This window comes from Sediminibacterium sp. FW305-C-61 (assembly GCF_058231065.1).
Genome location: NZ_JBIQXR010000001.1, coordinates 948,157 through 974,342, shown reverse-complemented (window position 1 = coordinate 974,342; position 26,186 = coordinate 948,157). Strand labels below are relative to the sequence as shown.

The window sequence follows — 26,186 nt, the reverse complement described above, 5'->3', positions numbered from 1 at the left end:
AACAACGTTAGATTATTTACCGTTGTTTTTTTAAACAAAATCAAACAGCCTTAAAACTGTTTTTTTAACCACAATTACTTAACACTGTTAGAAAAGTTAACCAATTATGAAGAAACTCACTATTTATTTACTCTATGCTGCAGTATTATATTTTGCCAGTTGTGCAGGTAATGCAGGAAATCAACAAGCGCCACCACCGCCACCTGCACTTCCTGTTGTACAACTCGAAACCGGCTCCAGCACTAGCTGGCAATCTTATCCTGCTACGATAGAAGGAACTGCGAATGTTGATATTCGCCCACAGGTAAGCGGCTTTCTAGAAAAAATTTATGTTGAAGAAGGCGCCTGGGTTAACCAGGGACAACCACTGTTTCGCATTAATGCCAAAGAATACAGTCAATATAGTCAAACAGCCGATGCTAATATTCAAATTACAAAAGCTACTGTTGAAAAAGCCCAGGTAGAAGTAGACAGATTGATTCCACTTGTTGCAGGCAAGGTAATATCAGAAGTACAGTTAAAAACCGCTAAAGCAATTTTAAATGAAGCACGCGCTGCACACACACAAGCTATCAGCGGAAAGAACAGTGCAGAAATTACACTCGGCTATACATTAATAACCGCTCCGGTAAGTGGTTATATCGGACATATCAACTTCAAACAAGGCAGCCTGATCGGACGTGGAGAATCATTACCCCTTACCAGTCTTTCAGCCGTAGAAAACATACACGCATACTTTAGCATGAGTGAAAAAGATTTCTTGCATTTTTTTGCTGATGTGGAAGGCCGCAATATTGAAGATAAAATAGAAAAACTGCCGCCTGTTGAACTTCAACTGGCAGATAATACAATTTATAAAGACAAAGGAAAAGTACAACTGGTGCAAGGTGAATTCGACCGCTCAACGGGCAGTATTTTATTTCGCGCAAAATTTGTCAACAAAGAAAAAATATTGCGTGCAGGTATCAGCGGTAGAATACGCATCCCTTTCCTGCTGAAGGATAAACTACTTGTACCACAAGAAAGCACATTTGAACTTCAAGACAAAGTTTTTGTATTTGCCCTTGGAGACAGCAATAAAGTTGCCGGAAAACTAATAACAGTAGTTGGAAAAAGCGGAAATAACTATATCGTTGAAAAAGGTGTATCGAAAGGCGAAACCATTGTTTACAGCGGCATACAGCGACTAAGAGATGGTGCGGTAATTATCCCGCAAAAAATTTCGCTGGATAGTATACTTGCTGCGCGTTAGGAATAGCCAGTTCAAATATTTATCACAGGTTTTAAGACAATTTTTTACAGCGAAAAACGCTGCAGGATGGCTATTGCCTACCTCAACCACATAACAATATTTTATGTTACAAAAATTCATTAAACGCCCGGTACTTTCCACAGTAATATCCATATTGCTGGTTCTATTGGGCATTGTTTCCCTTTCCAAATTACCAATTACACAGTTTCCTGATATTGCCCCACCGGCAGTACTGGTAACTGCAGCATATCCGGGTGCAAGCGCAGAAGTAGTGGCACGATCAGTAGCCACACCACTGGAAGAAGCCATCAACGGTGTGGAGAACATGACTTACATGACTTCCAATAGCAACAACGACGGTACCATGACACTCAGTGTGTTTTTTACTGCCGGAACAGATCCGGATATCGCTTCCGTTAACGTACAAAACCGTGTTGCTAAAGCCAGTAGCCTGATACCCACTGAAGTTTTACAGGCAGGTATTTCCACCCAAAAACAACAGAATAGCATCATCATGGCTATTGCCATCTATTCAGACGGAACTTATGATGAAACATTTCTACAGAACTATGCTAAAATCAATATTGTTCCGGAAATACAACGTGTACATGGGGTTGGACAGGCTACCATCTTCGGTACAAAAGACTATGCAATGCGTATCTGGCTCAAACCAGACAGGTTAAGCAGCTACGGTCTTTCCGCCCAGGATGTACTCAACGCCATCAGGGAACAGAACCTTGAAGCTGCGCCAGGTAAATTCGGCGAAGGCAGTAAAGAATCTTTCGAATATGTGATTAAATACAAAGGAAAACTCAGCAACAGCGAAGAATATGAGAACATTATCCTGAAATCAAATATCGACGGATCAATGATACGCCTGAAAGATGTTGCGAAGATAGGGCTTGGTTCTTTTAATTATACTACTGAAGCTAAAGTAGACAAAGGCCCCTCAACCGGTGTATTGATTTATCAGACAGCGGGATCTAATGCAAATGAAATCCTGACCGAAGTAAACCGTATAATGGAGCGCATTAAAAAAGATTTACCCAAAGGCGTAAAAACTTTTGTTCCTTATTCTTCCAAAGAATTTTTAGACGCATCTATTGATAAAGTAAAACAAACACTTCTTGAAGCCTTTATACTTGTCTTCATTGTAGTGTTCCTCTTCCTGCAGGATTTACGTTCTACACTCATTCCGGCAATTGCAGTACCCGTAGCCATTTTAGGTACTTTCTTTTTTATGCAACTTTTTGGCTTTACCATCAATCTATTGACACTCTTTGCACTTATACTTGCCATCGGTATCGTAGTAGATGATGCGATAGTAGTAGTGGAAGCGGTACATACTAAAATGGCAACGGAACACCTTCCTGCCAGGGCAGCTACACTTAAAAGTATGGGCGAAATTTCCGGTGCTATCATTTCCATTACACTGGTAATGGCCGCTGTGTTTGTGCCGGTAGGATTTATGCAGGGACCAGCAGGTATATTTTACAAGCAGTTCGCTTTTACACTGGCAATCGCCATCCTTATATCTGCGGTAAATGCACTTACACTTAGCCCGGCATTATCAGCTCTCCTGCTTAAAAACAACCATACCACTCCCGGTAAACAAAAAGGAATCAAAGCCAGGTTTTTTGGTGCTTTCAATGCAGGATTTGAAAACCTGACTAACCGATACAGTAATTCCTTACGCTTCCTTGTAAAAACAAAATGGGTAGCACTTACCGGTCTGGTATTAATTACTGCTGTTACGGTCATATTGGTAAAAAGAACACCTACCGGTTTTATTCCAACTGAAGACCAGAGTATTTTTCTCTATTCACTTAACATGCCCCCGGGTTCTTCACTGGAACGTACCAAAAAAGAAATGATAAAAGTTGACAGCATTATTGCTACCGTTGAAGGTGTTGAAAAATCGTACAGTGTAGCGGGAATGAATATTATTACCAACGCTTCAAGTCCGATTAACGGTCTGGCATTTATTAAACTGAAAAAACCTGGTACAAGAGGGGCTAATGAAGATATTAATGCCATACTTGGTGAAGTAAACCAGAAACTATCTGTTATTTCTGCGGCTGATCTTTTCACTTTCACACTACCAACCGTACAAGGTTTCGGTAATACCAATGGATTTGAGTTGATTCTTCAAGATAGAGCAGGTGGTAAACTTGAAGACTTAAGCGCTACTGCCAATGGTTTCATCGGCGAACTGATGAAAAGGCCCGAGATCATGTATGCCTTTACCACTTTCAATACAGGCAACCCGCAGTACAAACTGACTATTGATGAAGAAAAAACAAAACAGTTTGGCGTATCCATCAGTGACTTGCTCCAAACATTTCAAACATTTTATGGAAGTCTTCAGGCAGGCGATTTCAACAAATTCGGGAAACAGTATAAAGTTATCTTACAATCAGATATCAGTTATCGGCTCGATCCTGCAACATTGGAAAACGTACAGGTAAAAAACAACCTGGGAGAAATGGTTCCTGTAACCACACTCGTTACGCTTGAAAAAGTATACGGTCCTGAAACGGTTACAAGAAATAATCTGTTTAATGCTGTAACAATCAATGGTGTACCAAAACCTGGTTTTAGCTCAGGTCAGGCGTTAAAAGCTATTGAGGAAACAGCAGCAATGTATCTTCCAAGAGGCTATGCATTTGAATGGGGTGGATTAACGCGTGAAGAACAACAATCAGGCTCTCAGACTACTTTGATCTTTTTGATGTCTGTAATTTTTGTGTACTTCTTGCTGGCTGCCCAATATGAAAGTTACCTGCTTCCATTTGCAGTGATATTATCCGTACCAACTGGATTATTGGGAGTATTTGCATTCATCGGTCTCGCAGGAATTGAGAACAATATTTATGTACAGGTTGGACTAATTATGCTTATTGGATTATTAGCAAAGAATGCTATCCTTATTGTAGAATATGCAGTACAAAGAAGAAAAGCAGGACTGTCAATTGCACATGCAGCTATTGAAGCCTCCCGACTGCGTTTGCGTCCGATTCTGATGACATCATTTGCATTTATTGTTGGACTTATCCCACTATTAACGGCAAAAGGAGCTTCAGCTATGGGTAACAGATCCATCGGTACAGGTGCAGTAGGTGGAATGCTTACCGGTGTTATACTTGGCATATTTATTATCCCTGTTCTCTTCTCAGTATTCCAATACTTACAGGAAAAAGTAAGCAGTCAGAAAATCGTTGAACACGATGACTGGATACATGATAAAATAGCATTACAAAACCAATAATCTTTCAACGATGAAAATTACTTCTTTATACAAGCTACTATTAATTATAACTCTCTTTAATGCCTGTAAAGTATCAAAAAATACCACTGTACCAACGAATACAGTTCCCGACAAGTATCGGGACTATTCGGGAAATGATTCGCTGAACATTGCTAATATACCCTGGAAACAGTTATTTGTGAACGAACAACTGCGGGCATTAATCGATAGTACACTTAATAATAATTTTGATGTTCAGGTTACACTAAAAAACAAAGAAGCGGCCCAATTGCTGATCAAACAAAGCAAGCTAGGTTACCTTCCGGAAGTTAGGTTGCAGGGTGCAGGAGGTATTAACAGACCGTCTGACAATAGTTTATCTGGTTTGAGTTTAAGTCAGTTCCTTGGTAAATCTTATGTAGAAGACTATTCTGTTAACGCTTCATTTAGTTGGGAAGCCGATATCTGGGGGAAAATAAAAAACCAGCAAGCTAAATCACTGGCCACATACTTACAGTCGGAAGAAGCAAGAAAAACAATACAAACCGATTTGATTGCATCCGTAGCAAACGGCTACTATCGTTTACTTATGCTTGACGAGCAGGAGGAAATTGCAAAAAAGAATCTTGCATTGGCTGATAGCTCTCTTTCCATCATGAAGTTGCAATACCAGTCTGGCCAGTTAAATTCACTTGCCATACAACAAGCAACGGCCCAACGCCTTCAGGCAGCCGAGTTAATTCCACGTTTAACCCAGCAAATTAGACTTGTAGAAAGCTACCTCAGTATTCTTTCAGGGGTTGCTCCAAAACAAATCATCCGTACGGGAAACATCTATGAAACAGTTGTTTCAGCGGCTCTTTCCCCTGGAATACCTTCCGATCTACTATCCAACAGACCAGATGTTAAATCAATGGAATTGGAACTAATGAAAGCCAATGCCAACACTGGTATAGCAAAAGCTTCATTATATCCAACCTTGAGTATTACTGCAACCGGAGGACTGAATGCGTTTCTGGCAAGTAACTGGTTCAGTATTCCAGCTTCACTCTTTATCTCAGGAATAGCTGGCATTTCACAACCGGTTTTTCAACAGGGGAAATTAAAAACGCAGTATCGTCTTTCTGAAATTGAAAGAGAAAAAACGGTACTCAGATTCAGACAATCTGTATTACTGGCTGTTGGCGAGGTTTCAGATGAGCTTACAAAAATTGAAAAACTAAAAGAACAGGCAATCATTACAAAAGAACGTGTCGTTGTGTTACAAAATGGAATCAGCAATGCCCAAATGTTGTTCAGAAATGGCATGGCCAATTACCTGGAAGTAATTACCGCACAACGCAATGTGCTTGAAAGTGAACTTGCGCTTGCTTTAACTCAGAAAGAACTTTCTGAGGCTGTAATCGGATTATATAAATCATTAGGCGGAGGATGGCAAAGCAACAAATAATCTATTTAAATGCACTAGCTCAAAATGTTACTAATCAGTCTGCTGATTAGTAACATTTTCTTTTCGCTTCATGATTGCTTAAAATCAGATAGCCAGGATTTCAACGATCAATTAAAAAATTATGTCTATAAAATATAATGAGGTTACCATAAAAAAATGGGCAATACTCAGTTTGTTTTTTTTGCTACTTTGTTACAATACTACAAATGCGCAAACCAATGAAAAGAAGCCTTGGTTTTATGGTATGTATTTTCAATGGGGGTACAATCGAGAATCCTATTCGAAAAGTAATATTCACTTTTCCTTGAGTAATGGCGACAGATTTACCCTGCACAGAGCCAAAGCAAATGATTCCCCAGACTTTGGTGCAATTCTGAAAAGTCCGGGAGATATTTCCATTCCTCAATACAGTTATAGAATTGGTTTTTACCTCAACCCAGACAAAACAAGAGCGGTTGAAATAAATTTCGATCATATGAAATATGTAGTTACCGATTATCAGAAAGTACTGGTAACAGGAACGATTGATCACCAGCCTGTACATGGTGACAGCATATTAAATCCAGGCAGTTTTTTACACCTGGAACATACAGATGGTGCTAATCTATTACATATAAACTATGTACAACAGAATACGCTGTTTGGAACAAAAAAAACAGACCGAAAACTTCTTACCTGGCTTTGGAAGGTAGGTGCCGGAATCAATATACCCCGAACAGATTTTACATGGCGGGGTGAAAGGCTAAATAATAAATTTCATATCGCTGGTTATAATACCAGTGCAGAGACGGCCATTCGTCTATACCCTTTTAAAAAAATATTTATTGAAGCATCTGGTAAAGCCGGGTATGTAAATTACCTGAATGCCCTGGCTAATACACCCACTCAAAAAGGGAACAGGGTAAACCATGATTTCTTTTATGTGGAAGCCATTGCCACGATTGGGTTTGATATCAACTTCCATGCATCCGGAAATGCCGGATTTTAAAGGCCTCAGAACTGAATAAAGCGCCTTGTTCTATAAACTACTGCCCTACTATACCTTATTCACGCCGGAAACGCCGGCAATCGCAATCAGGGAAATAAAGGAAGAAGTATAAAAAAGATATTGATAAGGCACATCAATTAAAGCAAATACAATTACAACTGTAAGCTTTAGTGTTGCCAAAGGAATATTGTTCCGGTGCTTCCATTTTATGCTGCCAAATACAAAAATAAGCGGCAATAAAAAAGAGCAGAGAATAAGCAATTGGTGTTGAAGTACAATATTTTCTGGTCCGAAGAATTTGGCCAGCCCCGTGCTTTGCGTAAAGTATGCTGGTGATTCTTTCCAGATTCTTGCAGCATGTTCAATATATAGTTGCGGTTGCTGAAAGGCAATTTGCAATGGTTTGATGCCAAAAGGAAGCACCACTAGCAGAAGCACTACGGAAACAAAAGACAATATAAAGCGAATCGTATCAGGTTTTTGTTTATGAGCCAGTACGAGGTACACCAACATTGCGGGTAACCAGCCGGCAATAGCATAACGGCTAAGGGCACATAAAGCGGCAGCAATACCAATAAGCAGAAAATTTTCAGACAATATGGCCAGTACGAGTAAACTATAATAAAACACCACAATCCCTTCTTCAGAAAGCCGGATAAAATTATGTGAGGGCTCAGTATATAGCCATAAACATAAAATACCAGCAGCCAATAATAAAACTGCCCCGGATATTTTCTGCCAGTGTGCGCGCCACAATAGTATAAAAATGCCAAAGGAAAAAAATACAGCAAGGGAGGTGATCCAACGTGGATCAAATCCAAATTTTACTGCAGCCAAAAATGGCATCCACATGGCAGGCAGATAAATTGGTTGTATACCGTTCCAGATTTCCTGCACAGGTTGGTATACTAATGCCCAATCGCCTTGCATAAACCGCTCAGCCATTACCTGCATAATGGGTATCATATCTGCGTCTTTGTAAGAGAGTGGCGACTGAACAATCCATTGCCTGGTAAACAAATACATAAACAGACCGCCAAATAACAATAATGCACATTGATAAGACCATACTGGTGTTAGCCTGAAAGTAATAATCGGCAAATTTGTCTTCTGCTGAGGCATACGTAATAAAAGAAACGCAATGGCAATACCGCTAACTGTATATATCACGGTTGCCGGTAAAACAAGCGAGGGGAACTTCAGGGCATAACTAACACAAAGTGTTTCGAGTAGCAATAAGCAAAACAAGTAGTTTTTAACGGTACGCATCCCTTTTGGCTAAGTATGAATAAGTAAACTTAATACTTTATCTGAAGAGATGATAAATATGCAAGACTCCAGAGAAATTTATGTTGTTATTTCTATCAACAACTGAACCATTATTGCGTTTTCATAAACAGTCTGATTAACTCCTGGGCCCTCAGTTCTGATTCTGCATGGTCTATCATCCGGCAAAATTGCTCCAGTTCATCAGTGCTCATCATCAATTGTATACCGTCGTAAGGCATAGGAAGTATCCTGTTGCGAATATGCCTGTTTTCGCTAGGCTGCGTACAGCATTCCAACAGGTACCGGTGCAAGGAATAAAACACATCTTCAGTAAGGTTTAATAAAACAAATCCAAAGCCAACTTGTATTTGGTCGCATTCGGTACAGCGAACAACATATCCATGTTGAGCGTGATGATACAATGTCTGGTACTGGCACATAAAAAGAGAACAAAAGATATTAGTATGTCTTCTGTTCTCTCAAATTTAATGGCTGTTCCACCCGCTTACTTACTCATTCGGGAATGTTGTTATCGCGAAAGGGAAAGAAATAGAAAATTATTTATGCAGCCTGTTTGCCTTTTTTCCTTCTACCCCACCAGATAATAAACCCGGTTACCGGCAGGCTTGCGGCTATGAGGCTCGCAAAGAAAGCCAGCAACTTTGTGGGCAACCCACCTATTGCTCCAACGTGTACGTCGTAGTTCATTCGGTAAATTTTATCGGCGGTTGATGTGTTTTCATAACGTCCGAAAGAATGATCCACTTGCATTTCTTCTAATGTATACTGGTTATAATAAGTATAATCTACTTTCCAATAAGTACCTGGTTTGGGATTAATAGCCAAAACAACAGCAGAACTATCTGTCTCCGGGTAGTGCACTTCAATCGATTGTCCGTCTATATAATCCCCGGCTGCCATTTTATATAACTCATCTACCGCTGAAAAAGCAGTATCCCGAAGCGGCTGCTTTTTTGATATTGGTTCATAATATGCCGTTACTGATTTGCCCCCCGATGTAAGCGTATAAAAAGATTTGGCAAACCATTGAAAACCCATCACCAATCCGGTGATTGCTATAAAAATAGCTACCCAACTCATATAAAAACCGAGTACATTATGCAGGTCATAATTTTTTCTTCTCCAGCGTACGTTCCATTTTAATTTAAAACGCTGTTTTCGGGCAGCTTTATTTTTGGGCCACCAGAGTATGAGTCCGGTGATCATCAATACCAGAAATATAAGGGTGGCTGTGGCTACAATTGGCTGCCCGATAGCTACCGGCAACCAAAGCTGGTAATGCCCCATTACCATTATCCGGAAAAAATCCCGGTTCATGTCTTTCGACTTCAACACTTCGCCATTATACGGATCAACATACACCATATTATAGTAATCATCGCCATAAAAGATTACCCTGGCTGCCTTTCCCTTTTCATACAAAACGCTGTGTGGATGTTTACCGGGCACCTGATTCTCTGCTATTGGTTTTATAACAGAGGGTAATAACACAGCTTCGTTTCGTTCTTTTACATATTGATAAGGTTGGGTAATTGATTCTATCTCCTGTTGAAATGCCAGTATACAACCGGTAATACCCAGGAAAAAAACCACAAGCCCGGACGATAGTCCGAGCCATAGGTGTATTTTACCAATCCACTTTTTAAGTCGCATGAAGTATAAACTGTTTTAGAAACGATAAGCAATACTGAAACGAAGATTACGTGGTGCTTCTGTTTGCCAGTTATAGGCAGTAAGCCACTGGTAATAAGAACCGTTGTACAGGTATTTGTTCAGCACATTAAATACGTTCAGGTTAAAACGCAGCATATCTTTTTCATAAGAAATACCTGCATCGAATTTGGTATAGGTTGGTAAGACTTTTGTTGGATCGGGAGAGATATCCCAATAGGTATTTCGCCCTTCAAGTAAGGTAAATCCGCCGGAAAAGCCAAGACCTTTGAGTGCCCCATCCTGCAGGCGATAAGTAAGCCAGATATTAGCTGTATGTTTTGCATATCCCGGCACTACATCTCCTACTTTCATACTTGTTACACCATTTGCTACTTTGGTAATTTTCGAATCCGTTAAGGCATAATTGGCTACAAGGTCTAATCCGGGTGCAATACGTCCTTTTAAATCAAACTCAATTCCTTGTGCACGTTTTTGTCCCATTATAATGCTTAAACCAGAAGCTGGTGGACTAAAAGGATCTGCTGTTAATTCGTTTTCTTTCAGGATACGGTAGACTGTTAATCCCGTATTCCATCTTCCACCTGCCCAATCGCGTTTAAATCCAAATTCGATATTGTTACCTGTAATTGGTTTTACAGAACCACCATTAGCCAGTTTACCGGCCTGTGGAATAAATGACTGATCAAATAATCCGTATACAGTGGTTTGTTTATCAAGAGAAACGCTTAATCCTATTCTTGGGGTAAATCGTTTTGCTGTTTTGGCGGCAGCACCCCATTCAGATTGTGAGATAGTAGTGTAACGACCTGCAAGTGTTAGACGGACGGTATTGTTGAGAAACCCGATCTCATCCTGCAGGTAAACGCCTGTATTACGCATATCCATGGTTCCACCGGCTGCTACTGCTCTTTGTTCGAGCGGTGTGCTGAAGTCGAATTGCGGATAGCCATTAGAAGGTTTTCCCAGGTTTGGATTGTTAGCATCGAATAATGCAGCTCCTGTATCAAGTAAATGGTATTGCGACCAGTCGGCAAAATATTGCCTGTTCGATACGTCAAGTCCACCAAGTATCCTGTGTTGCAGGTTGCCTGTTTTGATATTGCCATTCAGGTAAATCTGCGCAGCAGTGATACTGCTTTTAGCATCCCAACTACTCACTGCACGTTGAATTGTGCCGTTAGGATTTACTGCAGCAGGCCACATTGAACTACCACGTTGCTGATAATTATTGTAATTGGTTTGTGCCGTTAGTTTCCAGTTGGGATGAAACTGATGCTGCAGGTTTAATAAAACAGTATGATCGTTAATGGTAGTAGCCGGTAAACCAGCGGGTAAAAATGTAGCTCCTACAGGTAAAGTTGCAAAACCATCGGTGGAGAATACATAATAAGACCCCACATCGCTCATTCTTGCATTTTGCCAGGTGTATTCTGCCGTTAGTTTTGTTTTATCGTTAAACTGATAGGAGATTACCGGCGCAAATGCATAGCGATCATTGTATTCATTGGCCCTATGCGATTTTTTTTGTTGTCCGGCAAGATTAAGTCGGTACAATAATTTACCATCTTTATTCAGCTTACCGTCGAGGTCTAATGTAGCACGATAGAGGTCGAAGCTACCTATGGTTAATGAGGCTTCACCCTTATTATATCCGCTCGGTTTTTTTGTTACCACATTATATAAACCACTTGGGTCACCACTACCAAGCATAAATCCTGCGGGACCCTTTACAAATTCAATATGATCTACAAAGCTCATGTCTTCGGTTAATGGCCCCCAGAATGAGTTCACCATATTAAATCCATTACGAAATGCCTGTACCTGCGAACCACGTGCAGTTATATTGGTGTACATATCGGCCCAATGTTCCATTCTTATTGCACCACTTACATTACGAATGGCCCCATCGCTCATACTGATTACCTGCTGGTCTGCAAGTGCTTTATTAGTGATGATCTGGATATTCTGAGGGGTCTCTAATAAAGGACTTTGGATACGTAATGAAGAAGAAACAGTACCGGCGCGGTAGGAACGAACACCAGATTTTATGATAACCTCCGTTAATTGTTGCTCACTTAGTTCAAGTGCAATATTTACCGTACTAACCTGGTTATTATTAAGGTTAATTTTTCGGGTTACTTCTTTGTACCCTAGCAGCGATATCTGCAATTCATAAGATGCTGCTGCCAGTCCACGAATGATAAAAAATCCTTTTTCATCTGTAATGGCTCCCTTTGTTAAGCCTATTAGTTGAATACTTACTTCTACTGCGGGTTTACCATCATTGGTGGTGATAGTACCCTTGATGGTACCGTTTCCTTCTGGATAATCATTTGCTATTGCAAAAGAGAAAGTGAATAAAGCGATGAATATGGATATTATTTTCTGCATACAAAAAGTTTTGAGGCCGCAAAACTATCTGTGCAGTAACCCAATGACTATCAAAATCAGGAATTCTATTTACGCAAAAGGAAACAAAAAGCAGATGCGAGATCCCTTAGGTAGGATTTTTGATTTTTTGAATTTTGAATTTTGACTAGGAGTATTCAGGGTAGACGAAAATTCTGTTAAATATTTTACAATGAATCCCAAATCAAAGATCAAAAAATCAAAAATCTGAGATCTGCTGCTTGCTATCTGCTTGATTTATAGGCTGTAATTGATCATACGTTTTTAAGATCTTCTCTAGTTGTTATGATGAATTAGAGTATTTACCACATCAATTAAAGTAATCACCACCTTTTAATTGGTTCGGCGTGGAAATAGCTTGCACAAAAATTAAATTACTATGATACAACATCAAATTTCTTTAGCGCAAGCTATTGATTACACCACTTGTTACCGACAAAATCCTGTTGCTGATTTGTTTTATGCGGAAACTTATCTGGGCAGTTCTGTAAAAGCACTTTTAGCACAAGATGAATGTCATTCATTTCGTATATATTTGGGACGGAAAACAGATAACCGCATCTGTACTGTGCTTGTAGCGGTGGATGAAAATAACCAGGATATTCTTCCAAACCTAAATCCTGTCTTGTTAACAGATGATGAAGGCATCATACTTGAAGATGCTTTTCAGTGCCCCCCTATTTGCCCGCCACCCTCCCCGTTAAATGGATAGGTAATTTATGAGCTATTTTTTATTCACCATGATATCAGCCCTGTCAATTGCAGTCCCATGCATTGCTGGGCTGTTTCGTTTAAAACAAATGTTGTTTAAGAGAAACCTGCCTTTGTTTATCTTATTATTCACAGGACTGGCAAATGAAACAGTAAGTTTTGTTATGATTAAATGTCATAAGCCTAATCTGTTAAACTCCAATTTATTTACTTTTATCGAGTACCTTATCTATGTTTGGCTCTTTATGAACATAAGAGCCAAGCATTTTAAATCAATATGGATTGGTTTGATTATTGGTATAACAACCTGGGTACTTGATAATTTTATATTACATAGTCTCCGTTCAAGTAATTCACTTTTCAGGATAGTTTCCTCCTTAATGATTTGCTGGTTCTGTATCGACAAGCTTTCTGAGTTAACCCTTACAGCAGTATCAGACCGTTTCAAGAAAATAGACCTTCTTTTGTGTTTATCGCTCCTTGCCTATTTCACCTTTCGTGGTTTCATCCTCATTTTTAAACAGTTTGCACCAATATATACTGCCAGTTTTTGTATGGATCTGCTGATCATCATTTCTGCATTAAATATCCTGGTCAATATATCATTTAGCATCATTATTCTATGTTTACCGAAAACCCAACAAACTACCCGATCCTCCTAGCAAGTTTACTGTTTATGTCTATCCTGTTGGCAATGTTCATTTTCTCACTCCTCCGTCAATACAGGTTTCGCCTGAATGAATATGAATGGCAGTTAGCAAGAGAAATAGAACTTATTGACGCGGAAAGAAAAAGAATACATATCGACCTGCACGATGAAATTGGTGCTGGGCTCTCTTCCATCGGAATCATTTTGCAACAATATCCGGTGCAAAATAGAGATATGCATAGAAAGATAGTAGATCAGGTTCAATCTATGCGTAGCGTTATCCGGGAAATCGCCTACGATTTTGTGCCCCCATCGTTAGATACCATAGGCTTGAAAAAATCAATCATTCACTTATTCGATGAAATCGAATTAACCCATCAGATAAAAATGGCCACCAGCTTAAATTTCGTAGATAGCGAATTCAGGCCACAAAAAGCAATTCACCTGTATAGAATTGTAAAAGAAATTACCACTAATACAATCAAGCATGCCTGTTGTACCAATATCCACTGTTCAATTACTGTAAAACAAAAGACACTTCAAGTGGTGATCAGCGACGATGGCATTGGGTTTAGTACTGCCCATAAGAATAGTCTGCAAAAAGGAGCAGGATTGTCACATATTTATTCAAGGTCGAAATTATTAAATGCCCGTATTGATCTTGTTACAAGCATCGGCAATGGAGTAAAATATGAGATCAGGATTCCATTAAAATCACTGCAAACGAATAATGATTATGAATAACCAGATAAGAATCCTGATTGCCGACGATCACGATCTTTACCGCGAAGGCATTAAGGGATTTTTCAAAGATAATGACCTCTATCGCATCATTGGAGAAGCATCCAATGGTGAAGAACTGGTAAGGAAGGCGAAAACATTGGATCCGCACATTATTCTCACCGATCTGCGTATGCCATTACTGGAAGGGTCGCTTGCGATTGAAAGAATCACCAAATGGAACCCCGCTATCAAATGTATTGTGCTTACAAATTATGAAAATGATGTTTCCATTATCGAAGCATTAGAAGCTGGGGCGATGGGATATATCACCAAAAATATGCCCAAGGCAGAACTATTCACGGCACTCGATCAAATTTGTCAAGGATACCCTTATTACTGCCGAACCACCAATACCAGGATGATTCGATTATTAAATCGCAGTTCCTTTAATCCTTATAAAAAAGAACTCTCGGTTGGCTTTTCTGATCTTGAATTGAAGATCATCCAATTTATATGCACAGAAAAAACGAATTTAGAAATTGCAACTACGCTATTCCTGAGCAGACGAACAGTTGAAAATTACCGGGCACAGATCTATAAAAAGATGGAAGTTAAAACATCTGCCGGCGTAGCCATTTATGCACTCAAGCACGATTTGTTCTCCATCGATAAACAATAGGAAATGTAAGAAACTGACATGTAAAATCCTGTCATATAGCCGTTTTCATCCATTGCACCCGTCATTTTAAAGTCTTGTACTTATTAGCATTTTGCTTTCAGCGGTTCAGTAAATCTTTATGCCGCAAAAACTAAACAGATGAGAGCTAAGTTTACACTATTACTTTTTTTACTTGCCATAGGCAGCATTTCCTTCGCCCAATCAGGCAATATCATTTCCGGTATCATCCAGGATGATCAGGGCAAAAAAATAGCTTCAGCGACTGTTTCTTTGCTCCAGCAAAAGGATTCAGTATTGGTTAAACTAGCCGTTAGTAATGAAAACGGTCTTTACGAATTCATCAATATAAAACCAGGTAATTACCTGGTATCGGTTCAACTGGTAGGATATGGCAAAAAAACGTCTGCCCCTTTTTTGGTTACCAATAATCCGTTTACCCTTCCAATCATTTCGCTTGAACCTTCCGCAAAAGCAATGAGCGAAGTTACAGTTACCGCCAAAAAGCCCTTTGTAGAAACAAAAATCGACAGAACAGTCATCAATGTTGAAGCATCCCCTACAAGTGCAGGTTCAAGTGCATTGGAGATATTGGAAAAATCACCAGGGGTTAGCGTAAGCAACGAAGGCAATATTAGTTTAAGAGGAAAAGCAGGCGTTATCGTTATGCTGGATGGTAAACCGACTTATATGTCTGCCACCGACCTCGCTAATTTATTACGCAATATGCCCGCTGCTGAACTTGATGTAGTGGAAATTATGACCAACCCTTCTGCCCGATACGATGCAGCAGGCAACTCAGGCATTATAAATATCAAAACCAAAAAAGGACGCAGTAACGGTTTTAATGGTACGCTTACCTTGGGTGCAACGGCTTCTCTATTTAAACCAGCATCTGCCTTATATGTAATTCCAAAATCACAAAACAGTTTTACGTTTAACTATAAGCATAATAAAATCAATTTCTTTGGTAGCTACCTGCCTAACTTCTTCAGAGGACGTCAAACACTTAGTATTGAGCGTAACTTCTACAATGCTATGGGTAATAAAGATGGCTCTTCAGATCTGGTTACCCGTTTTAAATTTGGCAATTTCAATCAAACCCTTCGTCTTGGTCTTGATTACCAGCCAAACAAAAAAAATATATTCGGCGTAGTTATGAGTGGGTTTGCTTTTGAAGGAAGACCGACACCTACCAGTTCTTCCGTTATAAAAGACAATAATGGGACCGTTCTTTCCACACTTTTATCCAACACGAAAAATATTTCCAGTTTTAAAAACTTTACCGGCAACCTTAACTGGAAACATAGTTTCGATTCTACTGGGAAAGAATTAACCACAGATATTGATTATGTAGTGTACAATAACACTTCCGATTTATTACTTACCACAGATGTTTATAATGGAAGTGGCAACCCAGTAGGTTCAAGTATTTTATTAAATGGTCACCTCCCTTCTTTAATCAATATCTGGTCATTCAAATCAGATTATGTGCAACCCTACAAAGGAGGTCGATTTGAAGCAGGGGTAAAAAGTAGTATCGTTGAAAACGATAATGAAGTAAATTATAACCGCCAACTACCTGATAAAAGCTGGATTCCGGATAATCGTTCCAATCATTTTATTTACAAGGAGAATATTAATGCGGTATATGTAAATGCAAATAAACAATGGGGTAAATGGAGTATACAAACAGGTTTACGATTGGAAAATACCATAGCTAAAGGTCGTCAGGTTTCCAATGATTCAAGCTTTAAAAGAAATTTCACCAATCTTTTTCCAAGCGTATTCATCAGTTATGCATTTAATAAACAAAACCAACTAACCGCATCTTACAGCAGGCGAATAACCAGACCTAATTACCAGGACCTGAATCCTTTTACCTTCTTCCTCGATTCACTTACTTATCGTGTCGGTAACCCATACCTATTACCGCAGTTTACGCATAATGTTGAATTAAGCTACGCATTCAAATCGAAGTTTATTTTTACACTTGCGGCTAACACCACCAATAATGTCATCTCACAAATATTACGGCAGAATTCATCAGAGAAAATCACTTACAATACCTCAGAGAACATCGCAAAATTCGATAACCTGAGTTTGTCGGTTACTGCCCCCGCAAGGTTCAGTTCCTGGTGGAATGCCAATTTCTTTGCTACCGTTTTCAATAACCATTATAAAGGCATCTACAATAACGACCCCATCGATATTTCCTTTACTTCTTTTAATGTAAATATTACCAACAGTTTTGTATTGAGTAAAGCAAAAGGTTTGAATGCAGAACTAAGTGGTTTTTACCGGCATAAAACAGTAGATCAATTGGCCGTATTCAACCCGGTATATATGATGAGTATTGGTTTACAAAAGCAGGTTATGCAAGGCAAGGGAACGCTGAGAATGAATATCCGCGACCCATTTGCCTGGCAGAAATTCAAAGCAACCGTTAAGTATAGCGATGTGGATGTTAGCACAATAGCCATCCCTGATGCCAGACAGATTACGGTAACATTTGCTTATCGTTTTGGAAAGAATACCCCCGGCTCACAACCCCGTCGCAGAACCAGCGGCTCTCAGGAAGAGCAGAGCCGCGTGGGCGGCGGGAACTAGAAGGAGGAATTTTGATTTTTTGATCTTTGATTTTTTGATTTTAGGTGATGTAGAATTGGGGAAGGCGGATAGTATTATTTTATAGTATAATTAGCTACAAGCAGGTACTTTTCGGCCGACTTCGTTATAATATTTAATTCGCATGCCCCTCATTTATTCCAATAATAGCAGAAAACCTAAAACAGGCACAATCAAGGCTTGCGGCTTGCAGCTTGAAGCTAGCAGCAACCAAAACCCCGGCAGATTGCCGGGGTTTTGGTTTTTAGGATTTTAGCCTTTTTTTCACAGGTTGGAGGCTACGTGGCCTTATTCTTGCGTGTCTAACAAACAAGCAAATAAACCCAACATGCATCATTACACATTACAAACCCGTTTTGTTACCCAGCAATCAAAGGGTAATAACCTGTTAAACATCCTTACTAGTCTATACAATAAAATGGCCTATGTACATGGGTGCCATCTATACATCATTAACCAGGATGCCGAAAACGGTGACCAGATTTTTGTAACCGAATTATGGGACTCCCCTGAAAGCCACCAAAAATCTCAATCACTCAAAGACTTTCAGGAAGCCCTCTCCCAAGCCAGCCCTCTCCTGGCCGTTGAACCAGAAAGAAAAGTGCTTAAAGCGGTTGCAGGGAAAGGGCTTTTGTAAATAAGGAACAGAGAAATAAGGAATAAGAAATAAGAAAGGTTTATCCTATTTCCTTATTTCTTATTCCTTATTTCTCTGTTCCACTGTTTCTTATCTTTGCTTTCTCATGGGACAGAAAAAATTGATTCGATTTGAAGCTATTAAGGGCTTCGACAATGTGCTGGAATATCCTGAAAACATGCAGGGCAAATGGAAGGATTTCTTTAAGAATGAAAATCCGATTACCCTTGAGTTGGCCTGCGGTAAGGGGGAATATGCTGTTGGATTGGGGCGCATGTATGCCGAACGCAATTTTATTGGTATTGACATAAAAGGCAACCGTATTTGGAGAGGTGCTAAAACAGCTATAGACGAGGGGCTTTCCAATGTGGCTTTCATACGGTCACATATGGACAAAATCACCAACTATTTTGCCCCGGGTGAGGTATCAGAAATATGGATCACCTTTCCCGACCCTCAACTGAGGATTTCAAGGGCAAAGAAAAGATTGACACACCCTAAGTTTCTCAGGCTCTATCAACAAATATTAACCAGCGATGGATTGGTACATCTTAAGACAGATAGTCCAGACCTCTACCAATTTACCTTACTGGTTATTGAACTGTACGGATTAGAACTGGTTGAGCAATCGGACAATATACATACTCAATCAAACATCAAACCCGAATTACTGATTAAAACACACTACGAAGGGTTAGACATTGCACAAAGCAATCGCATTCATTACCTCTGTTTCAAACTAAACAAGGATTTACCTGTTAGTATTGATGAAACCCTAAAACAAAGTCTGCGTGAACCATCCCTTGATTGAAGGACAAGATTTTTATTATGATGAAAATGGTTATGTAGTATTTACAGAAGCCTATCATATTGCCAAAGGCTATTGCTGCGGACATGGATGCAGGCATTGCCCTTTTGATTATGAATCTGTTCCTGAGCCACGCAGAACAGAATTGTTAGAACAAAAACAAAAAGCTACCATCACTAAATCGTAAATTGTCTGTATAAAATCAATACAGGTGTCCCGGAAAAAAATTACCGAAAAACCCAGATCAGTTTTACCTTCTGGCAATAAAGATTATTCCTTTTTTGAACAGGTTTATGATGTGGTTCGTCTGATACCCAAAGGACGTGTTACTTCTTATGGAGCCATCGCCGCATATCTTGGCACCAGAATGAGCGCCCGCATGGTAGGCTGGGCAATGAATGGTGCCCATAATGTGAAGCCCAAAGTACCAGCACATCGTGTAGTAAACAGAAATGGTATGCTAAGCGGAAAAGCACATTTCGCCACTCCAACAAAAATGGAAGAACTGCTGGCAAAAGAAAAAGTCTATGTAAAAGAAGATGTGATTGTAGACTTTAAAACAAAGTTTTGGGATCCGGGGGGAAATTTGAAAATTTGAAAATGAGTTAATTTGAAAATGAGTTATTCTTTCATTTTCAAATTTTCAAATTAACTCATTTTCAAATTAAAGGTAATACGGTTTGATCATAAAGTAAACCACCGGTCCAGTTACAGCTACGTAGAACCAAAGCGGCCAGGTTATTTTGGCTATTTTCCGGTGTTGAGCATATTCGCCTGTGAGACCTCGATAAGCAGTGAATAAGATAAAAGGAAGAATGATTGCAGCAAGAAAAATATGCGTAATCAGTATAATGAAATAGATCATTCGCATGCCACCCACTGCCAGTTTCTCCGCTTCATTTACTATACCATCATGATCGGCATCGCCGAATTTAGCTTCACCGGCTAATAAATGATGTAGTATATAAGATACCAGAAAAGCAATAGATAAAAGCAAAGCGACCATCATAATTCTTTTATGTGCCGCATATTTTTTTTGTTTTACCATTACCAGTGCTGCTACCAGTAATACTGCAATAATTGCATTGATGAATGCATTGATAGTGGCGAATATATGTACATCGAAATTCAGGTTTACATCAAGTTTTACCTTGCCGAGTACAACAACTGCAGTAAATACTACAACAGAAAAGATGGCGATCAGCCAGCGGGCTTGTTTGTCGTTTTTGGGGAGTGAGGGTTGGAGCATGTTTTTCAATTTATTGCCACTGAGAGAACACTGAATGACACTGAAATGTTTATAGTTACCCGTTTATTTTTCTGCGCTTGCGCATGTATAATACAAAGAAAATTACCAGCATTACAATGATCAGCCATAACCAGCTTAGGTCTATGATCTGCATGAATACCGTGCTTTTCTTTTTGTCATCTTTTTCAAGCATCAACAATCCGATATCCCTTGCCAGTTTCGATAGAGAAGAAGAATCAAGTCCATTGTAATAACCTCTCACATAACGATCCTTATCAAGCAATACAAAACGGGTGGTATGTACGAAATCGGGGCTGATGGGTTCTTCACTGAACTTGTCTACTTTCAATTCCTGAAAAGCAAACTGGTAGATTGAATCTTTGTTGCCGGTTAACATCCACCAGTTATCGTGGTTTACGCCAAAACGATCTGCATAATTTTTCAGTACCGGAACAGAGTCATGTTCCGGATCTACTGTAAACGATACGAATTGTACAATGGATGTATCGATTTTCTTTCTCACATCACCACCCCTCAGGAATGACTGTTGTAGTTTCACCATGTTCCTGGTTAATCCTGGACAGATACTCCTGCAACTGGTGAAGAAGAAATCGACCACCATTATCTTTCCCTGCTTATCGTAAAGACTCACTGAATCTCCCAACTGATTATGCAGACTGATATTGGCTGTCTTATGCCATATACTGTCTGTAATCATTTTACCATTCTCTACACGAGTTACCACGGTATCGAGCAGGTATTTGCGTGGCATATCTACTGCATGCTCACTGGAGTATTTGAGAATGATGTAACAGAATACCGGAATAAAAACCGCCACCATCAAACCCAGTATCGCTTTCTTGTTCATATTCGGAGGGTATAAAAAAACCATCGCCACATAAGCGATGGTTTCCAATTAAATTTTATATCTGAGGAATGATCTTAGTGTTTGTTTTCCACCGCTTCTTTGGTCTCATGTGTTGTATCGGTAGCATGTGTACCTGTTGCAGCATCATGAGAACTGCCATGTTCTTTCTTTTCTACTTTAATGGTACTCTGTTCCTTAAAATAAGGATCATAAGTATTACGCAGGTTTCTGAATGAGTTACCATCTGAAAGGAAGGCGATGATAAACCATACAAATAATGCCAATGGCACTACGATGGTCATGATAAGATTTTTGATCTCATGTTTCAGGTGCATGAAATAACCTACAATGTAAAATGCTTTAGCCAGCATCAGAATAATGATCGCGCCTTTAATGGCCATACGTAATCCTTCATTTTCCATACCAATCATCCAGAAACCGAGTACCAGTTCAATGATGGTTAATACAGAGAGGATGATGGTAACTTTTTTTATTTCTGAAGTACCGCCGCCATGTGTTTCTTCGTGACCTACTGTATGTGACATATCAATATCTTAATTAAATGAATGAATGTGTTTAAACCAGGTAAAAACAGGTGAATACAAATACCCATACCAGGTCTACAAAGTGCCAGTACAGACCAGCTTTTTCGATCATCAGGTAATGGCCACGCTGCTCAAATTTATCCATAAGGGTCATTACCAGCATTACGATATTGATGATTACCCCTGAGAATACGTGGAAACCATGGAAACCGGTGATGGTAAAGAAATAGTTGGTAAAGTTGGTTGAAGAAGCTGTTCCATCAGCATTCAGGAAGGGATTGCTACCCCACCATGCACCTTCGTGGTATAAGTGTGTCCACTCCCATGCCTGGCAACCTAAGAAAGCAAGACCACCGATGATGGTCCATACCAGATTTTTAACCACCCCTTTCTTATCCATGTTATGACCCGCATGCACTGCAAGCACCATGGTAACAGAGCTGATGATCAGGATGAATGTCATGATACTAACGAACACCAACGGAGCATGTACTCCTTCCGGAGCAAAAGGGAAGCTCCTGAACACTTCATTGGGGTCAGGCCATCCATTGGTTGAGAAACGGATGGTACCGTATGAGATCAGGAATGCACCAAATGTGAAGGCATCACTCATAAGGAAGTACCACATCATCAATTTGCCATACTCTACATTGAAGGGACTCTTTCCGCCACCCCACAATTTGGTTGTTGTTGCAGTTGTTGTCGTTGCCATGATCGTTCTAAAAATTTCGTTACAAAAATATTGGCTGTTGTTCAAAAAAGGTGCATAAACCTTAACTTTTTCTTCAACTATCCGATCCAGTTATAAAAGATAAAAAGATATATCCAAAGCACATCTACAAAGTGCCAGTAGGTGCCTGCTACTTCAACAGGTACGCTGCTGTAAGACTTTGTTTTGCTGCTGTATGCCCTTGCAAACATCACCAGTAAAGCAATTACCCCTCCCAGCACGTGTACCATGTGCAACCCTGTAATAACCAACAGGAAGGACGCGGCAGAATTGCTTTTAGGTCCAACAAGGGCTATATTATTTGCCTCCAGGCTTAAAAAGCCCATGTATTGCAAAACAATGAACAAAACACCCAATGCGGCCGTAACAGTGATTAGGCTTCGATAACGGCTCATTATTCTTGCCTTAAAAGCTTTTGTTGCCAGGTGCATGGTTAAACTGCTCAGTAAGATTACTACTGTAGAATACCAAAATACCGTTGGCAGGTCAAATTCCAGCCAGCTACTCTGGTTCTTTTTTACAATATAGGCACTAGTTAAACCAGCAAATGCCATCACTATACTACCAATCGCCACCCACATGGTAAATTTATGTGGATGGATACGTTTGGGTTCATTCGTCTGCACGGTTGTCATCACGTTCACGTTGTTTTTTTGTGAATTGTGAATGGTCAATGGTCAATGGCTAATAGTGAATATATATTTGACAATTCACCATTGACAATTCACATCCTGATTTTATCTGCCAGTAAAGCCAGTAACACTATCGGTAAATAGATATAGCTACTGAACATTACTCTTCTTGCTGCTTTTACACTCATTTCTTTGTATAAACGAACACTTTGCACTACCATAAATAAGTTGGCGGCAATCAGTATCCACATACTTGTTTCTCCGGTTAGCCCAAAATAGTAAGGCAGTATACCTACCGGTATCATCAGCACTGAGTACATCACTGCTTGTAAGGCGGTGAATTTTGTTGGTCCCAGGTCAGAAGGAAGTAGTTTAAACCCTGCTTTACTATAATCATTATGCGCTACCCAGGCAATGGCCCAGAAATGTGGGAACTGCCAGAGAAACTGTATACCGAAAAGTATCCATCCTCCCGCACTGAAATCATCGTTACCAGCTACCCATCCTATTAAACAGGGTAATGCTCCGGGAAACGCACCTACCAATACAGCGATTGAATTTATTTTTTTCAATGGTGTATAGATATATGCATAGAGAAATAAACTGAAAGCCGATAACAATGCCGATGACAGGTTGAAGAAATACCACATCATGCCCACTCCTAATAACCCGGCGATAAAAGCAAAGAGATAAGCTTCCTCCTGTTTCATCCTGCCATTAGCTACCGGTCTTTTACCGGTACGTTTCATCATGGCATCTGTATCTTTCTCTACAGCCTGGTTAATGGCATTGGCACTACCTGTTACCAACATACCCGCGATAAAAAGAACTACAATCATTGCCAGATCGTATTCAACTACTTTCGGTGCCAGCAGATAACATACGACACAAGAAAAAACTACGGTAAAACTCAGTGTGAATTTTATTAACTGAAAGTAGTCTTTTACTTTAGCCGCCACTGAAAATGACACGGTTTCTTTTGCATCTGCTGTCATGTAATACGATTGGTCTTCACAATGGTGACCAGCATTTTACTGACACCTTTTCCTTTACTACTTCCTGCCTAACAATTTTATCCGAACTAAAAACAATGCTCCCGTTTATTCGGGAGCATTGACATTATTGATTACCTGCTACTGCTTCCAGTTATGCAGGTGAATGTATTAATGGTTTTCACTTTCATCTGCTCCCACTGGTGTGGTTTGTGGAATAAATTCCTTACCGTCTTTACCATAATCATACGCCCAACGGTGAACTTCAGGAATTTCGCCTACCCAGTTACCATGACCAGGATGAATAGGGGTTGTCCACTCAAGTGTTGTTGCGCCCCATGGATTAAGGGTTGTTACTTTTCTACCTTTGAAAATTGAGTAGAAGAAGTTAAACAGGAACAATAGCTGAATAGCAAATACAATCATCGCAACGGTACTGATAAAGCGGTTCAGTTCTACGAACTGTTTGAAGCTTTCCCAGATGCTGTAATCGTAATAACGACGTGGCATACCTGCTAAACCTTCATAGTGCATTGGCCAGAAAATCAGGTAAGCACCAGCCAGGGTTACCCAGAAGTGGATATATCCCATCGTATTATTCAGGTAGCGTCCGTACATTTTAGGGAACCAATGGTAGATACCAGCGAACATACCGAACATAGATGCCACACCCATTACAATATGGAAGTGAGCGATTACGAAATAAGTATCGTGCAGGTGAATATCCAGTGCTGAGTTACCCAGCCAGATACCTGTTAATCCACCAGAAATAAATAAGCTTACAAAACCAATTGCGAACAGCATACCCGGTGTAAAGCGAATATTACCTCTCCATAAAGTGGTTAACCAGTTAAATACTTTGATGGCAGATGGTACAGCGATCAACAAAGTAAGTAGTACGAAGATCGATCCCAGGAATGGATTCAAACCAGTTACAAACATGTGGTGCGCCCATACAAGGAATGCGAGGATAGCGATAGCGAATAACGACCCAATCATCGCCATGTAACCGAAGATCGGTTTACGTGAGTTTACGGATAATATCTCTGATACCATACCCATGGCAGGTAACAGGATGATATATACTTCAGGGTGACCTAAGAACCAGAATAAGTGTTGGTATAGAATAGCGCTACCACCTTCATTTGGTAATGCACCTACGCCATTGATAAAGATATCAGACAGGTAGAAGCTGGTACCGAAGTTTCTGTCGAATATTAACAGGATGAAACCTGAGAATAATACAGGGAAAGAAAGTACACCAAGTACCGCAGTAAAGAACAGCGCCCAAATGGTTAATGGCAAACGTGTCATGCTCATACCTTTAGTACGCATATTTAATACGGTTGCGATATAGTTCAAGCCACCTAATAAAGAAGATACTACGAAGAGTGCCATTGAAACAAGCCATAAATCCATTCCCGTTTTAGAACCTGGCGACGCATCACCCAGTGCACTTAAAGGAGGATATGCGGTCCAACCACCACTGAAAGGACCCGTTTCAACAAACATAGAAGACAGCATCACGATACTGGCTGCAAAGAAGAACCAGTAACTAAGCATATTCATAAACGGAGATGCCATATCACGTGCACCTACCTGTAAAGGAATCAGGAAGTTGGCGAAAGTACCACTCAAACCAGCAGTCAATACAAAGAATACAAGTACTGTACCGTGTGTAGTTACCAATGCATAATAAGCCTCAGGTGTAATACGACCACCTTTTGCCCATTTACCCAGGATATCTTCTAACCATGGGAATGTTGCATCCGGATAACCCAGTTGCAAACGGAAGAGTACGCTCATCAAACCACCCAAAACAGCCCATACCATACCAGTGATAAGGAACTGTTTGGCAATCATTTTATGATCCTGGCTAAACACATACTTTGTGATAAAAGTCTCATGATGGTGATGCTCATGATGATGATCGCCATGACCCTCGTGTGTGGCCACTGCTCCATGTGCATGCACTACTGCTTCGTTACTCATAATCTTCTTTTATAAATTTCTATCAATGATAACAAC

The 26,186-nt window shown here is 39.9% G+C and carries 23 protein-coding genes; 12 read left to right on the top strand and 11 right to left on the bottom strand.

Annotation, left to right across the window (positions count from 1 at the left end):
• Positions 1 to 106 precede the first annotated feature (106 nt).
• The 4 genes from ACH30E_RS04155 (at position 107) to ACH30E_RS04140 (ending at position 6,937) form a co-directional block, all read left to right on the top strand.
• Complete coding sequence (locus tag ACH30E_RS04155) at positions 107 to 1,252, top strand: efflux RND transporter periplasmic adaptor subunit (protein WP_490823772.1); 1,146 nt, start codon at positions 107 to 109, stop codon at positions 1,250 to 1,252.
• A 103-nt stretch (positions 1,253 to 1,355) separates the two neighbouring features.
• Positions 1,356 to 4,520 (top strand): efflux RND transporter permease subunit, encoded by a 3,165-nt coding sequence (locus ACH30E_RS04150; RefSeq protein WP_490823770.1) that lies wholly within the window; start codon positions 1,356 to 1,358, stop codon positions 4,518 to 4,520.
• A 10-nt stretch (positions 4,521 to 4,530) separates the two neighbouring features.
• Entirely contained in the window at positions 4,531 to 5,949 is a 1,419-nt protein-coding gene (locus ACH30E_RS04145) for a TolC family protein (protein WP_490823769.1), read from the top strand.
• Between the two features lie 121 nt (positions 5,950 to 6,070).
• Positions 6,071 to 6,937 carry a hypothetical protein gene (locus tag ACH30E_RS04140; RefSeq protein WP_490823767.1) on the top strand — a complete coding sequence of 289 codons (867 nt, stop codon included), beginning with the start codon at positions 6,071 to 6,073 and terminating at the stop codon, positions 6,935 to 6,937.
• Positions 6,938 to 6,985: 48 nt separating this feature from the next.
• Here the strand turns inward: ACH30E_RS04140 and ACH30E_RS04135 are convergent, their stop codons facing one another.
• The 4 genes from ACH30E_RS04135 to ACH30E_RS04120 all read right to left on the bottom strand — a co-directional run bounded on the left by ACH30E_RS04135 (position 6,986) and on the right by ACH30E_RS04120 (position 12,292).
• Positions 6,986 to 8,206, bottom strand: a complete 1,221-nt coding sequence (locus ACH30E_RS04135; protein WP_490823766.1) for a hypothetical protein — start codon at positions 8,204 to 8,206, stop codon at positions 6,986 to 6,988.
• Positions 8,207 to 8,316: 110 nt separating this feature from the next.
• Complete coding sequence (locus ACH30E_RS04130; RefSeq protein WP_490823764.1) at positions 8,317 to 8,646, bottom strand: DUF6686 family protein; 330 nt, start codon at positions 8,644 to 8,646, stop codon at positions 8,317 to 8,319.
• Positions 8,647 to 8,767: 121 nt separating this feature from the next.
• On the bottom strand, positions 8,768 to 9,880 hold the full coding sequence (locus ACH30E_RS04125; RefSeq protein WP_490823762.1) for a PepSY-associated TM helix domain-containing protein: 1,113 nt from the start codon (positions 9,878 to 9,880) through the stop codon (positions 8,768 to 8,770).
• 15 nt (positions 9,881 to 9,895) lie between these two features.
• Positions 9,896 to 12,292 (bottom strand): TonB-dependent siderophore receptor, encoded by a 2,397-nt coding sequence (locus ACH30E_RS04120; protein WP_490823760.1) that lies wholly within the window; start codon positions 12,290 to 12,292, stop codon positions 9,896 to 9,898.
• Positions 12,293 to 12,689: 397 nt separating this feature from the next.
• On the opposite strand from ACH30E_RS04120, the gene ACH30E_RS04115 reads away from it, so the two are divergent.
• The 8 genes from ACH30E_RS04115 to ACH30E_RS04080 all read left to right on the top strand — a co-directional run bounded on the left by ACH30E_RS04115 (position 12,690) and on the right by ACH30E_RS04080 (position 19,740).
• On the top strand, positions 12,690 to 13,022 hold the full coding sequence (locus ACH30E_RS04115; protein WP_294994585.1) for a hypothetical protein: 333 nt from the start codon (positions 12,690 to 12,692) through the stop codon (positions 13,020 to 13,022).
• Between the two features lie 675 nt (positions 13,023 to 13,697).
• A complete protein-coding gene (locus ACH30E_RS04110) occupies positions 13,698 to 14,414 on the top strand; it encodes a sensor histidine kinase (RefSeq protein WP_490823759.1) in 717 nt (238 codons plus the stop codon).
• Positions 14,407 to 15,072 carry a response regulator transcription factor gene (locus ACH30E_RS04105; protein WP_294994591.1) on the top strand — a complete coding sequence of 222 codons (666 nt, stop codon included), beginning with the start codon at positions 14,407 to 14,409 and terminating at the stop codon, positions 15,070 to 15,072. Before ACH30E_RS04110 ends, ACH30E_RS04105 begins: the two co-directional genes overlap by 8 nt.
• Positions 15,073 to 15,210: 138 nt before the next feature.
• Positions 15,211 to 17,679, top strand: coding sequence for a TonB-dependent receptor domain-containing protein (locus ACH30E_RS04100; RefSeq protein ID WP_490823757.1), 2,469 nt, complete (start codon positions 15,211 to 15,213; stop codon positions 17,677 to 17,679).
• Positions 17,680 to 18,025: 346 nt separating this feature from the next.
• Positions 18,026 to 18,334: a putative quinol monooxygenase gene (locus ACH30E_RS04095; protein ID WP_294994596.1), complete on the top strand. Its 309-nt coding sequence runs from the start codon at positions 18,026 to 18,028 to the stop codon at positions 18,332 to 18,334.
• Between the two features lie 106 nt (positions 18,335 to 18,440).
• Entirely contained in the window at positions 18,441 to 19,145 is a 705-nt protein-coding gene (gene trmB / locus ACH30E_RS04090; protein ID WP_294994600.1) for a tRNA (guanosine(46)-N7)-methyltransferase TrmB, read from the top strand.
• A complete protein-coding gene (locus ACH30E_RS04085; protein ID WP_490823755.1) occupies positions 19,126 to 19,329 on the top strand; it encodes a C1orf53 family protein in 204 nt (67 codons plus the stop codon). Before trmB ends, ACH30E_RS04085 begins: the two co-directional genes overlap by 20 nt.
• A 24-nt stretch (positions 19,330 to 19,353) precedes the next feature.
• Positions 19,354 to 19,740 (top strand): MGMT family protein, encoded by a 387-nt coding sequence (locus ACH30E_RS04080; protein ID WP_490823753.1) that lies wholly within the window; start codon positions 19,354 to 19,356, stop codon positions 19,738 to 19,740.
• A 66-nt stretch (positions 19,741 to 19,806) separates the two neighbouring features.
• Here ACH30E_RS04080 and ACH30E_RS04075 read toward each other — a convergent pair whose 3' ends face one another.
• The 7 genes from ACH30E_RS04075 to ACH30E_RS04045 form a co-directional block, all read right to left on the bottom strand.
• The gene (locus ACH30E_RS04075; protein ID WP_490823751.1) at positions 19,807 to 20,391 is read right to left on the bottom strand and encodes a DUF420 domain-containing protein; all 585 of its coding nucleotides are present in this window, start codon (positions 20,389 to 20,391) and stop codon (positions 19,807 to 19,809) included.
• A gap of 55 nt (positions 20,392 to 20,446) precedes the next feature.
• Positions 20,447 to 21,259 (bottom strand): SCO family protein, encoded by an 813-nt coding sequence (locus ACH30E_RS04070; RefSeq protein WP_294994617.1) that lies wholly within the window; start codon positions 21,257 to 21,259, stop codon positions 20,447 to 20,449.
• Positions 21,260 to 21,333: 74 nt separating this feature from the next.
• Complete coding sequence (locus tag ACH30E_RS04065; protein ID WP_490823749.1) at positions 21,334 to 21,804, bottom strand: cytochrome C oxidase subunit IV family protein; 471 nt, start codon at positions 21,802 to 21,804, stop codon at positions 21,334 to 21,336.
• Positions 21,805 to 21,835: 31 nt separating this feature from the next.
• A complete protein-coding gene (locus ACH30E_RS04060) occupies positions 21,836 to 22,516 on the bottom strand; it encodes a cytochrome c oxidase subunit 3 (RefSeq protein WP_490823748.1) in 681 nt (226 codons plus the stop codon).
• 77 nt (positions 22,517 to 22,593) lie between these two features.
• On the bottom strand, positions 22,594 to 23,169 hold the full coding sequence (locus tag ACH30E_RS04055; protein ID WP_490823746.1) for a cytochrome c oxidase subunit 3: 576 nt from the start codon (positions 23,167 to 23,169) through the stop codon (positions 22,594 to 22,596).
• Between the two features lie 89 nt (positions 23,170 to 23,258).
• Complete coding sequence (gene cyoE, locus ACH30E_RS04050) at positions 23,259 to 24,161, bottom strand: heme o synthase (RefSeq protein ID WP_490823744.1); 903 nt, start codon at positions 24,159 to 24,161, stop codon at positions 23,259 to 23,261.
• Between the two features lie 168 nt (positions 24,162 to 24,329).
• Positions 24,330 to 26,150 (bottom strand): cytochrome c oxidase subunit I, encoded by a 1,821-nt coding sequence (locus ACH30E_RS04045; protein ID WP_490823742.1) that lies wholly within the window; start codon positions 26,148 to 26,150, stop codon positions 24,330 to 24,332.
• Positions 26,151 to 26,186: the final 36 nt, after the last annotated feature.

Bases quoted from the DNA above. Each gene is read 5' to 3' on its own strand.
- ACH30E_RS04155 (WP_490823772.1), top strand. From the start codon at position 107: ATGAAGAAACTCACTATTTATTTACTCTATGCTGCAGTATTATATTTT.
- ACH30E_RS04150 (WP_490823770.1), top strand. From the start codon at position 1,356: ATGTTACAAAAATTCATTAAACGCCCGGTACTTTCCACAGTAATATCC.
- ACH30E_RS04145 (WP_490823769.1), top strand. From the start codon at position 4,531: ATGAAAATTACTTCTTTATACAAGCTACTATTAATTATAACTCTCTTT.
- ACH30E_RS04140 (WP_490823767.1), top strand. From the start codon at position 6,071: ATGTCTATAAAATATAATGAGGTTACCATAAAAAAATGGGCAATACTC.
- ACH30E_RS04135 (WP_490823766.1), bottom strand. From the start codon at position 8,206: ATGCGTACCGTTAAAAACTACTTGTTTTGCTTATTGCTACTCGAAACA.
- ACH30E_RS04130 (WP_490823764.1), bottom strand. From the start codon at position 8,646: ATGTGCCAGTACCAGACATTGTATCATCACGCTCAACATGGATATGTT.
- ACH30E_RS04125 (WP_490823762.1), bottom strand. From the start codon at position 9,880: ATGCGACTTAAAAAGTGGATTGGTAAAATACACCTATGGCTCGGACTA.
- ACH30E_RS04120 (WP_490823760.1), bottom strand. From the start codon at position 12,292: ATGCAGAAAATAATATCCATATTCATCGCTTTATTCACTTTCTCTTTT.
- ACH30E_RS04115 (WP_294994585.1), top strand. From the start codon at position 12,690: ATGATACAACATCAAATTTCTTTAGCGCAAGCTATTGATTACACCACT.
- ACH30E_RS04110 (WP_490823759.1), top strand. From the start codon at position 13,698: ATGTCTATCCTGTTGGCAATGTTCATTTTCTCACTCCTCCGTCAATAC.
- ACH30E_RS04105 (WP_294994591.1), top strand. From the start codon at position 14,407: ATGAATAACCAGATAAGAATCCTGATTGCCGACGATCACGATCTTTAC.
- ACH30E_RS04100 (WP_490823757.1), top strand. From the start codon at position 15,211: ATGAGAGCTAAGTTTACACTATTACTTTTTTTACTTGCCATAGGCAGC.
- ACH30E_RS04095 (WP_294994596.1), top strand. From the start codon at position 18,026: ATGCATCATTACACATTACAAACCCGTTTTGTTACCCAGCAATCAAAG.
- trmB (WP_294994600.1), top strand. From the start codon at position 18,441: ATGGGACAGAAAAAATTGATTCGATTTGAAGCTATTAAGGGCTTCGAC.
- ACH30E_RS04075 (WP_490823751.1), bottom strand. From the start codon at position 20,391: ATGCTCCAACCCTCACTCCCCAAAAACGACAAACAAGCCCGCTGGCTG.
- ACH30E_RS04070 (WP_294994617.1), bottom strand. From the start codon at position 21,259: ATGAACAAGAAAGCGATACTGGGTTTGATGGTGGCGGTTTTTATTCCG.
- ACH30E_RS04065 (WP_490823749.1), bottom strand. From the start codon at position 21,804: ATGTCACATACAGTAGGTCACGAAGAAACACATGGCGGCGGTACTTCA.
- ACH30E_RS04060 (WP_490823748.1), bottom strand. From the start codon at position 22,516: ATGGCAACGACAACAACTGCAACAACAACCAAATTGTGGGGTGGCGGA.
- ACH30E_RS04055 (WP_490823746.1), bottom strand. From the start codon at position 23,169: ATGACAACCGTGCAGACGAATGAACCCAAACGTATCCATCCACATAAA.
- cyoE (WP_490823744.1), bottom strand. From the start codon at position 24,161: ATGACAGCAGATGCAAAAGAAACCGTGTCATTTTCAGTGGCGGCTAAA.
- ACH30E_RS04045 (WP_490823742.1), bottom strand. From the start codon at position 26,150: ATGAGTAACGAAGCAGTAGTGCATGCACATGGAGCAGTGGCCACACAC.